Below are 11,282 nucleotides of genomic sequence, written 5' to 3' on the forward strand. Positions count from 1 at the left end.
CTAGGAGTAGGGTTAGGAGTAGTGTTAGGAGTAGTATTAGGATCAGTATTGGGAGTAGGACTAGGACTCGGAGTAGGACTAGGATTGGGGTTGGGACTGGGATTGGGACTGGGATTGGGTCTAGGACTCGGAGTAGGATTAGGATTGGGATTAGGATTGGGAGTAGGATTAGGATTGGGAGTAGGACTCGGAGTAGGATTAGGATTGGGAGTAGGATTAGGATTGGGAGTAGGAGTAGGAGTAGGAGTAGGGTTAGGGCTTGGATTGGGTCTAGGGGCAGGGCTAGGAGTAGGGTTAGGAGTAGTGTTAGGAGTAGTATTAGGAGTGGTCTTAGGAGTAGGAGTAGGAGTAGGCTTGCGTCCAGGCTTACGTCCAGGCTTACGTCCAGGTTTCGGTATGGGCTTAAGTGGTGGCTTAGGCTTAGGAGTGCGGTTCGGCCTCGTGAATGGTTTGGGCTGATTTCTCTCGCCTGGCTTTGGTCTACGGGGTTCAGGGGTACGGGGTTCAGTGGTAGGTTCACTGGTAGGCTCTGGTTCCTCAACTGGCGGTGGGGCGGTTTCCCCAGAAGGAGAAAACGGCGGTACGGTAGGCTCTGTCGGTACGCCAGTATCAATGGGAGACGGGTTGCTAATGGGAGAGGGAGTCCTTGGCGGTCTTCTCGTTGCACGGGGGGGTCTTCTTGTTGTCCGAGAAGTAGGCGGTCTAAGTCCTCTAGGAGTATAATAATTTGGAGTAGAGGGGGGGTCTTCTAACCCGTCGACACGAGATATTTGGACATCTTCATGCTTAATCCGATAGTTTGTTCCCGAATATCCATTAGGATTTTTACTATGGGGCGTTACGGTAGTTCTGGAGCTTGTTTGACCGTGATTATTTTCTGCGTGATTAATGTAAAAATAGTAAAAGCCACGATCATGGGTAGGAGAAAGCGGAACGTAGTCTACTGAAGTTCCACCAATAGGCCCCGGCTTGACTGTATTAATGATCCTCTGCAAAGTTCGGGTGACTTGACCCGTGTCTATCCGATATTCTTCATACGTAATAACGGCCTCAATGCGGTAATCTACAGCCGATGGATAAGACGGATTGTCTTCGCCAGGAATTCTACAATTAGTCCCCAGGAGTAAACACGCCATTGAGGGTGTTAACCACTGCAATGACGATCCGGCCACCCCGGGAACTTTGCCCGGTGGGCGTGGCCGTCTCCCCCTTGGACTTGGCAACCGAAACGGAACACGGCCATTTCTACCGATTGGTGCCGGTGCTGGTTTAGGGGGTGCGGTTATAGTTTGGGACTGAGCCACCTACGCGAAGTCTCCATTAGGAGTGTCAGCCGGATCTCCTATGGGTAAAACAGATAACCAGGGTGTGGTGGATGTGTGATGGCCGATGGAAATTTGAGCAGCAAAGGTGATTACTAATTGCTGCTCACTTTGCTGCTCACCAATTTGTTGACTACCAGACCAAAGATCGATATTTGGTGAGAAAATTTGTCCGCCGTCGGTGTTTAAGCCCGACACAAGATATTTGTCACCACCATATCGGTTTGAAAGCGCATGAGCGCCTAAAGCAACTATTTGCTCAATATGGTCGCAGTTATCAACTAAGGCATCAAAGTTAGCGGATCTAAGCATTGTTATTTGTAAAGTGTTTTTTCCAATTTATCCTTTACCTTTTCTGATAGCAACTACAGAAAATATACATTTTCAGTAGTATCCACAATGCGCTACATTCCCTACTATTGCTAGACTACAGCCAGATAGCAAACATGACAAACAGGCAAGGACTACAGATTTAACTGAATATTAAACTTAAATCTGTAGTTGATTTTTTTATTAAGAAAGAGGTTTAAAAATGTCAGTTGGTGGTCAAGCTAAAGTTTTAAATGCCCAGGAATGGTCTCGCCTCGAAAAAGTTGGACAATCGATAACCCATCAAACAATTTGGTCGTTACTCCGGTTCACTGGATGCCGATCGCAAGAGGCCAGATTACTGCAAGTAGAGAATGTATACGTAGACCCTGCTAACAAAGTCCTTCGAGAAATGATTTTCTTTCCTAAAGAAATCCGTAAAGGCAAGAAGCACTCTATCTCGGTTCCCATCACCAAGAAACTCAGATGGTATTTGGAACGGTACACCCCCAACGACTCGGGCTACTTGTTCCCATCCCCTCGAAAACCCAATTGTCCAATTTCTTATGAGGCCATATTGAAGTATTTGGAGAATGCTGCCACGAAAGCAGGCATGGGTCATGAGAAGATAACTACTCACTCAGGCCGGCGATCCCTTGTGACCATCCTTCATGGATCCGGTACATCCCTGGAAACCATTAGGCAAATTACGGGACATCGTAGCTTGAGTAATTTGCAGAAATATATTGAAGTACCAACGAATCAAGTGGCATCGGCCATTGATAATATTGCTTTGTAATTTGATGGTTAATTTTATTTTTAGGGGATGTTATTAAGGTGAATCCGTCCCCTATCACACCGAATGACCAAAAGAAAAAAATTGGACAATTTACGTAATTATGGAATCCTAAAAACCTGATGAGAAGAAAACGGAAAATATGTTTTTCTAAATTGGTGAAACGATTAAGCGACTTTTTGGGAATGTTAGGAGTGGTCACATTATTCTGGGTTTCAATAATTTGTTGTGCCTTGTTAATCGTAGCCATCGCCATAGAGATTTTTATATCGTTCTCTTTATGATTTTCTTGAAAAACATCAATCATTGATGATAATAAATAAATTGTAAATTATTACTTAAATATTAATATAGTACATAGTACACTCAACCATAGTGCTACATCTCACAATTAGAGTGTTTTGGACTTCTCCAACGAATTAAATAGGGTTAAGCTCCTCTCAGCAGCTTCCATCGATGCCGGTTCCATAGTACCTTTGTAGTGTACTACTCAAGGGGAAAAATTATGATTACACCCTACCATTCCTTGATCCATTGAATTATCTTCTCCAGGGGGACATCTTCTCTAATCCAAGCTTCAACCAATCCTTTACGTTTTATGGCTATAGGGTTAGTAGTATTACCCCCTTTGATATGAATATGTTTGACTTTTCTTCCTTCCCTATAGGAGAAGCGATAGTATTTATTGTTCCTAGCAGCCGTGCCTCCTGGTTGGTATTCGCTAACAGATAATTCACTGAGATTATTTGTGTTATCGAATAGTTTTTTGTCTTCCTCAAAACTCCCGTCATCACTACCTTTGCCTTTGTTATCGAATAACTTTTTTCCAGAATCTACTTCCCAATCACGGAACCCTGTACTCGCTTCTTTATTAATCTCGCAATCATCGGGAATTGAGAATAATTGTAACTGTTCCATAACTTAAACTCCTCCATTTGACTGGGTAGTATCTTGAACAATTCTCTGTTCAATTTCATGCTCTGTACCATCAGTATCTTGTACTTTGAGTTGAAATTCAATTAAAGGAGTGATGAGTATATGCAACAAATTGGGATCGCCTAATTCAACTATTTCTAGGTTCAAATCATAAAAGTTGGGGATGGTTCCAAAAGCGTTTATTATCTCAGTAAGATTATTAGAATGCTCAAAAAAACTTGTTAGAATTGCATCTTGAGGATTGGGAAAATCTTGAGGGTTAAAATTATCGGGATAGTCTTCTTGTGGCAAAACAGTCAAAGTATCCTCAAGGCATAAAGGGCATTGACCAGGGGAGGTAAGGATAATTCTGTTAATGTCAGAACTGGCAATAATTGATTCACAGTTATTACAGTAATAAACCATGAAAATATTAGGTAAAGATTGAATGGGCATAATTAATTAATTGGTTGGTTAATGGTTAGGGGAGTGGTTATTAATTATCATCAGACCCGAAATAAGCCAGAAATACTCCAATAATAAAACCTATACCCAAAACGGTACAGATATACATGAATGTCATAGTTTTTCTTCCATAGAATTAACGTCAATAGATTCCTTGCAGATAAAGTAGTCGTAATCTTCATTAAGTCCGCTTTCATCAAGAAAAATTAAAAACTCTTCCTTACTAGAAAATCCTGTATAAACCAGAGCGTTAATAAAGTCAATTTCCCCTGATTCTGGGTATTTATGGACTTTGTGGAATTCTACAGAAATGGTATCAGAAAGGCTTTTAGGGGTCTTTCCAGAGTAATAATTGATAATTTCTTTACCCAATATCCTGACGATTTCAAAGGAAAGACCACCAAGAACAAAACTAAGTGTTTCGTAAATCATATTAGTTATCACAATAAGCAGTTGTTAGATCATCAATTTCTTGTTTATGCCAGTTTAAATCCTCAAAAAAGGATTTTTTTGACCAAATTCCAGCTATATGCTTTTTCCAACTTTTAAAGTTATAGCCTAAATCCTCGTAACCGTTAACAAACTCAGTGAAACTCGGGAAAATCCCAGTATGTTTTTGTCTTTCAGATGTACACCATGTGTACAGGGAGTGCTTAATTCCTTTTAAGACCATTGTTTTAATTTTTCCAGAATCTACAATTTCTAAGCCCCGATTGGGGGGTAGTGGACAGTGGCCAGTACGGCTTAGGCGGTGGGTTGGGGGTCATCATTTCTCGCCCTTATATATAAGGTGAAAATTATCCGCCTCCGGTTGGGAGTTTTTTAAAACTCGGTAGAAAATTTCTCAAGGAAACTCCCTCGGCTTCATCCAAGCCCGTGCCGATCTTCCTAAGCCCTGTTGGTTGGGAACGAGATTTAATTTGCGATCGCTAATGTTCATCATTGTTGGTAAACTAAGTCCAGAGGGTTTTTTTTCCGCGCCAGTCCCCCTCGGGACTGGCATCATCATTTATTGATCATCAATGTGATCGTCTGGGATACCCGATACATCAATCCCGAGCGATTTCATAACGGTTTTTGGAGACTCATCAAGCAAACGACACATATCTGCCACAACTGCAATCGTAGGCGACTTTTTACCTGCAATATAAGCAGTTACTGCTGAAACGTGCTTTTTTAGAGCCGTCGCAAAAGATTTTTGTGTGTAGCCGTGTTGCTTGATTAATTCCTTCAATGGTTTATCAGTGGTGCATAAGTTTTTATCCATTTTAACAAAAATCTCTACTATAGTAGATTGACTTTTGGGAAAATCTCTACTATAGTAGAGAAAAGAGACAACAACGAAGTAACCCATTAAAGGGATCAGTGCCTAATGATCTATAGCTAGTGAATTACTTCAAACGTTGTTATAAGTCAATATGCAGCATAGGAGAACGCCTATAGAAAAAGCTCATTCGATATCTCTAGAAGTTTGATAATTTAATCAGGTTCAAACCTGATGATGTACATTTAGTGGGGGATATTTCCCCTTTCCCTCTCCATGTCTTACTATCATTTTGACTGTCCCCATTGTGGGTTTAAATCTGTAATCTCTGATCAAGCAGTTGTTGAAAAACTGCCAACTATTGATCTTGTTTGTTCTCAGTGTGAGGAAGTATCTGAATACGATCCTAAAAACTTAAGTGAGAATTTACTGAACGATAATCAAGTCGTTAATAATGTAGATCCTCAACCCGAAAATGAGGATACTGACAGACTTCCCACTTTTAAGGAGATGTCAATTTCTAATGACTTAGATTTATATAGTTTAGAACCTTGGCAACAAGACATCCTAGAAGAGTTTACAGAAGCCAAGAAAGGGACGGGCAAACCTCAGTATGATTATCCGATGAGTATTAATATGATTAAGTCTCATCAATATGGATGGTTAAAGTTTGGGGCTTGGGCTTTTAACTTCAAACTAAAAAAGCAGTACCGACTTCACTACAAAACATGGAAAGAATTTTGTCAAAAAGAACTACATAGGAGTGCTGCTTATGTTGACAAATTAATTAAAGCTACCAGGGTCGTTAAAGAACTCATTTGTGCTGGTTTCAAGGTATTGCCTAAAAATGAAGCACAAGCTAGATGGTTTACTCAATTTTGGGGACAAGAATTAATCGATAAATGGCAAGTGCTGATAGAGGCTGTTCCGCCTCACTATATTACGTCCACTTTAATTAAGGAGGTATTTAGAGTTCAAGAAAAAGAGACAAAGACATGGGTTCAAGTCGATGCTCAAATCTTAGAAGACTTTGAGACAAGAGCTAGAGAAAAGGGCTTTAATCCTAAAGAGAAACTGCAAGAAGTCTTAGACAGTTGGGAGGCAGATCAAGAAGAAGAAATGACCGACGAAACGACCGATGATGAAGTCGAGGAAGTGCCTATTGAAAAGTTAGAAGTTTGGCAAGATGACTTGCAAGCATTGATCGAAGAAAAAGACCAATTTGATAATTGGTTCACAAAGTTAATTTTTTGGAGTTTAACCAATGACAGAAGCCCCACTATACACGGTATTCCTTGACAAAGAAAAGGTTAAAGATATTGACCTATCTTTCTGTCCCGATGGCATCCCTTGTGAAGCTTATTCTGCTTTAGATAGAGAATATTTAATACCTAAAGAAATGGTTTTCCTTGTAGCACTAGACAAATTAAATGCTATGGAAAAACACATCTTACTTGACAAGTATGGGGAATCAGATATTTTCGACCCTATCAAGGGAGACATTCGTTCTATTCTTATCCCCTTTGAGGATGTCTTAACGGCTGTAGATTCCTACGGGAATTCAAACGATTTAACCATAATTAAACAATCTTGGATGATTGAAAATAATGCTCAAAAGATTCCATTAATGAATCTACAAGTTGATGGGACTGCTATTCATTTGTTAGTCGTAGGACTACAGCAAGGATTATTCTTAGACTCTGACAACGAAGATTCTATTAATAAGTTGATATTGCCAATCATCATTACGTTTATACGAAAACTCAGTAAGCGTAATTCAACCATTGAAGAAGCCTATCTAATAGGTTTTCCCGATGAATACGTAAACCAAGCCAGGCACTTGTTATCAATTTAAACCTAAAAAACCCGTTACCAGAAAAGCATAAAAAGTAACGGGTTTGATGGGAGCTTAGTTTGACTTCATTTAGTTGTTATTAGGAGTATAGCATGACCAAACGTTATTTGTCATTAGTATTAGTAGAAGTTCCCGACAAAGGTGCAGGAACTATGTATCATAACTGGTTTGACTCTGTATCCGTTGAATCAGCCTCAGTTAAAGATGGATTACTTGAAATAGTCTTTTCTAATGAAGAGATCCGAGTTTTTAATGGAAAAGAAACTGAGGACATTCTCTCGAATATTAGTGAGATTCTAGAAAGAACCATCCTAACAGAAAATCCTATACCTGGTTCAGCACTTGACACTTTATTTGATGAGGATTAATTCATGAAAATAATTGTTAGCCAAACCAGACAAATTAGACAATATGAACCTAGACGGTATGAGATTCATATTGACACAAACGAGGAAGACTTACAGGGTGACTGGGAAGACTTTGTTAAAACCGTTGCCGAATCTCTTGACCGCATTGTTTACCCTGAAAAATATCAGCCGAAAAAAGATAATAATGAAGATGGTGATGGCATTCCTTTCTAAATTCTTTCCCAACAATTTAACCTAACAACCTTCTGCATCCTACCCACTCTTAGAAGTGGGGGGAATGGAGGGGGTTCGCTACCCTTTCCCTAATGGGGATAATTCGGTCTTTTAAAGTAAATAGACGATTCAGTCTTAAAGAATTAACAGACGCTATCCCCATGTCCCTTTTATCCCTACTGTCTTCTACACTAATCAGCCGTTTCGGGCTTTGGGTATTAACAGACGCAAAGGATTAAGAGGTAACAAAAAATACCCTAAAAACAACACAAAACTATGAATGAAAAAACCATTGTCGGTTTAGATATCGGTTGTTACAATTGCGTAGCAGTACCGATGAGTTTTAGTGTTTAAGTGACTATCTCGATTATCCCATTACTAAGGCTACAGATTTTTACGATCAAGCCTATTTTTCCGAGATAGAAACCAATCAAACGAACCTTGAAAAGTTAATAAGTTTAGGTGACATTTACATCATGGAACCCACTGGCAACTACTCCAAACTATGGGTTGAAAGGTTGCTTGATGCTGGTAAAGAAGTTAGGTTAATTGGTAACAGAGACCTAACGAGTTATCGTAAGTTATGCCAGTGGGATTACAAAGACGATTACCACGATGCAACCGCGTTGGCTTATTGTGGATGGCTTAATATTAATAACCCGTCATTTTTCCTTTCCATAAGAGACCCTGAGATTCAGGCAATCTATCAGCTACTTTTACAACATGAACGGATTAACAGGGAATTGAAGCCCCTGGTTAACCGCGCTCGGAATTTACTACACACAGAATTCCCAGAAGCAAAAAATAGTAAATCAGAGTCATCTGACAAGGTTGACGGTATCTGGTTATTTATTAGTAACAGTGAACAACACCCTGGTTGGGTGAAGTTTTGGAAAAAGAAGCTTTCTAAAAGTATCGGCACGGCCAACAAATACGGCTTTGCATTACAAACCATAAATTTGTCGAAACAAATTGTTAGGCTTAAACAGCGTCGAATAGAGATTAAACGGACATTTGAGGACTTTCTAAAAGTACCTGAATTTTCTTTTTATATCGAGGCTTTTTCCAAATTTGATTTAGGAATTTATGAAAGTGTAACAATTCTTTGTCAAATCCACCCTTTTTCCCAGTTTCTTGATGCCGATGGAAACGAGTTAAGGAAGATAAAACCTCGCAAATTTGGCAAGAGTGGGAAACCTATTACTAAGCGCGTCGGGTTAAATCGGTTTCATGCCAGGTTGGGAAAAGCGGTTAAGCCATGGGAATCTGGCAAGAAGAAAGGACACATTGTCACGGGTTCGGTTCTGGCAAGAATTCGATTGTACCTATGGGCGCGTCGCTACATGGCATTATCCCCACCAAAAAACCCGAAACCAGCTATTAAGTTTTTGTATGATTCCTATATTAAGGATATTCAAGCTAAATTAACCAAAGATGGAAAGATTGACCCTAATCACCCTGGTAACAATGCCCTCAAACAGTGGGGTAAAGCCCGAGTGGGGGATAAGTTGGTTAAGATGTTGTTCAAGGAACTGATTGGATCTTATCGAAGCCATAAAGTTAGGTAACAAGAGAAAAGGGAGGGCTTACGCTCTCCCTTTTTGGTGGTCAAAAGACGAAAAAAATCTTACACTAATTCTTAGCCAAATTTTTCTTAAAAACTTTGGAACAAATAAGTAGTCGGACTTAACGAAATCAGAAGTTCCTAGTTAACTTTAATTTTGTCCAACCACTTAATCACTTACTGACAACAATTAATAAACGGAACTTCTACTAATGTTTCTAACCCGACTGAAGTTAAAAGTTCTTCCAATTCTTGAGGATTTGTTTGCTTTATTTTGACTACCGTATCTAGGGTTTCAAACCAGAGACTAGCATTGGCATAAACTTGTGCTTTTTCGAGAGAAGGTTTATCTTTCATCTGATTTTCTATGGTTTGAGTTGGGGTAATATATTCAAAAGATCCCTCTATATATTTGTCTCGGTTGCGATATCTAGAATCACAAATAATCATCAATGACCAAGTATAATTGCCCGGAGTTAAGTTAGCTGATTCAGGAATTTCTAACTTAATAATTCCTGGTGTTGAAGGTAAAGAAAATTCCGTGAAATAGACTTCTTGATTGTTTTTATCCACTAAAACTAATTCCCCTTCGGTGGCACTTGTACTGGGAATATATCCATAAAAAGTGGGGGTATTAGTTGCAGTTTTGGCCATGTTTTCTCGGTTGGGCATTAAAGCAACTAAAGGGGGTTCGTTATCTTCATTTGTTAGACAAGTTTGAGAGTCACTTCGGGTTCCCCCTCCTCCACTTCTTTCAGGTGCGCCTCTATTACCTGTATTGGGAAAATTTAAGCTAATAATAGAAGGTTTCAATCGAGGAGAAGCAAGAATCGGTAATAAGGGAAAAAAGAACCCTAAAACCATTAGAGAAACCATTAAACTTATTTTTTTTGTAAGGATTAAGTTTGATTTTCTGCTCATAGATTTAACTGATAAAATGACACCCTATAATAATAGGAATAATATTTTTTAAAAGTATAACCATAATTCTCTAAATAAATCAATATTTTTTACAAAATTTAATTTAAGGAGAAAATACTTTTCAGTCTTTTATTAATCCAAGTAACACCATTCTCTTCTTGGTCTTCTTCTAACAATCCCATTGATTTTAAGATTTGTTTTCTTTGGGTTAATTCTTCTTGATGGCTTTCTAATTGTTGAATAATGCTATCGGATAAATGTTTGTATTGTTGCAACAATTGTTGAAATGCTTGATGATGAATAACAAAGAGTAAAGTGGGGGTTAGTGCCTTTACTGAAGCAGTTCTCGGAATCCCCAATAAAAGGGATAATTCTCCAAAAGAGGCACCGCTTTTTAAGGTGTTTAAATGTTTATTTGTTTTTGGACTAAAGACTTCTACTGAACCTGATAAGATAATATAAAAACCATCTCCAGGATCATCCTCATTGAATAAAATTTCTTCTGTTGCTAAACTTTGACGATACCCAACTTCAATCAGTTGGCGTAACTCTAAATCAGATAAATTTTGAAAGTAACTTATTTTTTTTAGCAATACACTTAAGTGAGTAAAAGTTTCTAATATTTGTAGCTTTTTGTCAGTATTACTACTTTGATTAGAGTGTATTTCATGGGAATCATGATGATAAAAATTTGGCTTACCGTTATTATTAATATAAAGAGAATTAGGAATTGATGATACTTTTTTAATGGGATGGACAGTAATATGTCGTTTGGGGGCAGCTGTTTCTAAGTTTCTAATCTTTATTTCTTCATTAATTAAATAATAAATAGAACTTTTTATAGGCTCTCTATCTATAGGGTTTTCTAACCATACTAATAATTCAAATTTGATGCTTCCTTCCCCATATCCTTTGAAGCGAACTTGTGGTGAGGGGGTTAACAAAACCTTGGTCTCTCGATAGGCTGCTGAAACTAATGCTTCTGTGATAATGACGGGATCTTGCTCATCATAGAAACTAATAGGAATAGGAAGACAAAACTTTTCTTTCGTATAACTCCAATTAATTATAGTTTCCTTTGTTAATTGATTATTAGGAACAACAATAATCACATCATGAATATCACGAATCAAACTAGAACGAAAAGAAATTTTTTCAATAGTCCCTTCAATATTATTTATAGCAATAGACAGGCTAGTTAGGACACATAAATTATATTTTAAGGGAACAGGGAACAGGGAACAGGGAACAGAAAAATGTCCTAATAGCTTTGGCGACTGCTATACTTTT

General features: G+C 38.5%; 14 protein-coding genes and 1 pseudogene. 6 read left to right on the plus strand and 9 right to left on the minus strand.

Going from position 1 to position 11,282, the window contains the following annotated elements:
• Both QNJ66_RS23520 and QNJ66_RS23525 read right to left on the minus strand, forming a co-directional pair.
• Nucleotides 1-1,304, minus strand: a pseudogene (locus QNJ66_RS23520) (hypothetical protein); the annotation flags it as partial.
• Nucleotides 1,305-1,634: a hypothetical protein gene (locus QNJ66_RS23525; protein ID WP_300511082.1), complete on the minus strand. Its 330-nt coding sequence runs from the start codon at nt 1,632-1,634 to the stop codon at nt 1,305-1,307. It lies immediately after the preceding pseudogene.
• Between the two features lie 220 nt (nt 1,635-1,854).
• On the opposite strand from QNJ66_RS23525, the gene QNJ66_RS23530 reads away from it, so the two are divergent.
• Nucleotides 1,855-2,430: a tyrosine-type recombinase/integrase gene (locus QNJ66_RS23530; protein WP_300511083.1), complete on the plus strand. Its 576-nt coding sequence runs from the start codon at nt 1,855-1,857 to the stop codon at nt 2,428-2,430.
• A gap of 513 nt (nt 2,431-2,943) precedes the next feature.
• On the opposite strand, the gene QNJ66_RS23535 is transcribed toward QNJ66_RS23530, so the two are convergent.
• The 5 genes from QNJ66_RS23535 to QNJ66_RS23555 form a co-directional block, all read right to left on the minus strand.
• The gene (locus QNJ66_RS23535) at nt 2,944-3,345 is read right to left on the minus strand and encodes a hypothetical protein (RefSeq protein ID WP_300511084.1); all 402 of its coding nucleotides are present in this window, start codon (nt 3,343-3,345) and stop codon (nt 2,944-2,946) included.
• Between the two features lie 3 nt (nt 3,346-3,348).
• On the minus strand, nt 3,349-3,798 hold the full coding sequence (locus QNJ66_RS23540) for a hypothetical protein (protein WP_300511085.1): 450 nt from the start codon (nt 3,796-3,798) through the stop codon (nt 3,349-3,351).
• A 123-nt stretch (nt 3,799-3,921) separates the two neighbouring features.
• A complete protein-coding gene (locus QNJ66_RS23545; protein ID WP_300511086.1) occupies nt 3,922-4,239 on the minus strand; it encodes a hypothetical protein in 318 nt (105 codons plus the stop codon).
• A gap of 412 nt (nt 4,240-4,651) precedes the next feature.
• Nucleotides 4,652-4,816, minus strand: coding sequence for a hypothetical protein (locus QNJ66_RS23550; protein WP_300511087.1), 165 nt, complete (start codon nt 4,814-4,816; stop codon nt 4,652-4,654).
• The gene (locus QNJ66_RS23555) at nt 4,817-5,074 is read right to left on the minus strand and encodes a helix-turn-helix transcriptional regulator (protein WP_300511088.1); all 258 of its coding nucleotides are present in this window, start codon (nt 5,072-5,074) and stop codon (nt 4,817-4,819) included.
• A gap of 273 nt (nt 5,075-5,347) precedes the next feature.
• Between QNJ66_RS23555 and QNJ66_RS23560 the strand changes: the two genes are divergently transcribed.
• From QNJ66_RS23560 to QNJ66_RS23580, 5 genes are all read left to right on the plus strand, one after another.
• A complete protein-coding gene (locus QNJ66_RS23560) occupies nt 5,348-6,370 on the plus strand; it encodes a hypothetical protein (protein WP_300511089.1) in 1,023 nt (340 codons plus the stop codon).
• Nucleotides 6,336-6,926, plus strand: coding sequence for a hypothetical protein (locus QNJ66_RS23565; protein WP_300511090.1), 591 nt, complete (start codon nt 6,336-6,338; stop codon nt 6,924-6,926). Before QNJ66_RS23560 ends, QNJ66_RS23565 begins: the two co-directional genes overlap by 35 nt.
• A gap of 92 nt (nt 6,927-7,018) precedes the next feature.
• Nucleotides 7,019-7,294 carry a hypothetical protein gene (locus QNJ66_RS23570; protein WP_300511091.1) on the plus strand — a complete coding sequence of 92 codons (276 nt, stop codon included), beginning with the start codon at nt 7,019-7,021 and terminating at the stop codon, nt 7,292-7,294.
• 3 nt (nt 7,295-7,297) lie between these two features.
• Nucleotides 7,298-7,507, plus strand: a complete 210-nt coding sequence (locus QNJ66_RS23575) for a hypothetical protein (protein WP_300511092.1) — start codon at nt 7,298-7,300, stop codon at nt 7,505-7,507.
• A gap of 476 nt (nt 7,508-7,983) precedes the next feature.
• Nucleotides 7,984-9,075: a hypothetical protein gene (locus QNJ66_RS23580; RefSeq protein WP_300511093.1), complete on the plus strand. Its 1,092-nt coding sequence runs from the start codon at nt 7,984-7,986 to the stop codon at nt 9,073-9,075.
• A gap of 173 nt (nt 9,076-9,248) precedes the next feature.
• Here the strand turns inward: QNJ66_RS23580 and QNJ66_RS23585 are convergent, their stop codons facing one another.
• Both QNJ66_RS23585 and QNJ66_RS23590 read right to left on the minus strand, forming a co-directional pair.
• Complete coding sequence (locus QNJ66_RS23585; RefSeq protein WP_300511094.1) at nt 9,249-9,947, minus strand: DUF928 domain-containing protein; 699 nt, start codon at nt 9,945-9,947, stop codon at nt 9,249-9,251.
• A gap of 143 nt (nt 9,948-10,090) precedes the next feature.
• Nucleotides 10,091-11,230: a cyclic nucleotide-binding domain-containing protein gene (locus QNJ66_RS23590; RefSeq protein WP_366146315.1), complete on the minus strand. Its 1,140-nt coding sequence runs from the start codon at nt 11,228-11,230 to the stop codon at nt 10,091-10,093.
• Nucleotides 11,231-11,282 lie beyond the last annotated feature (52 nt).

The sequence above is a fragment of the Crocosphaera sp. genome, assembly GCF_030064895.1.
In the GTDB taxonomy this organism is placed as follows: domain Bacteria; phylum Cyanobacteriota; class Cyanobacteriia; order Cyanobacteriales; family Microcystaceae; genus Crocosphaera.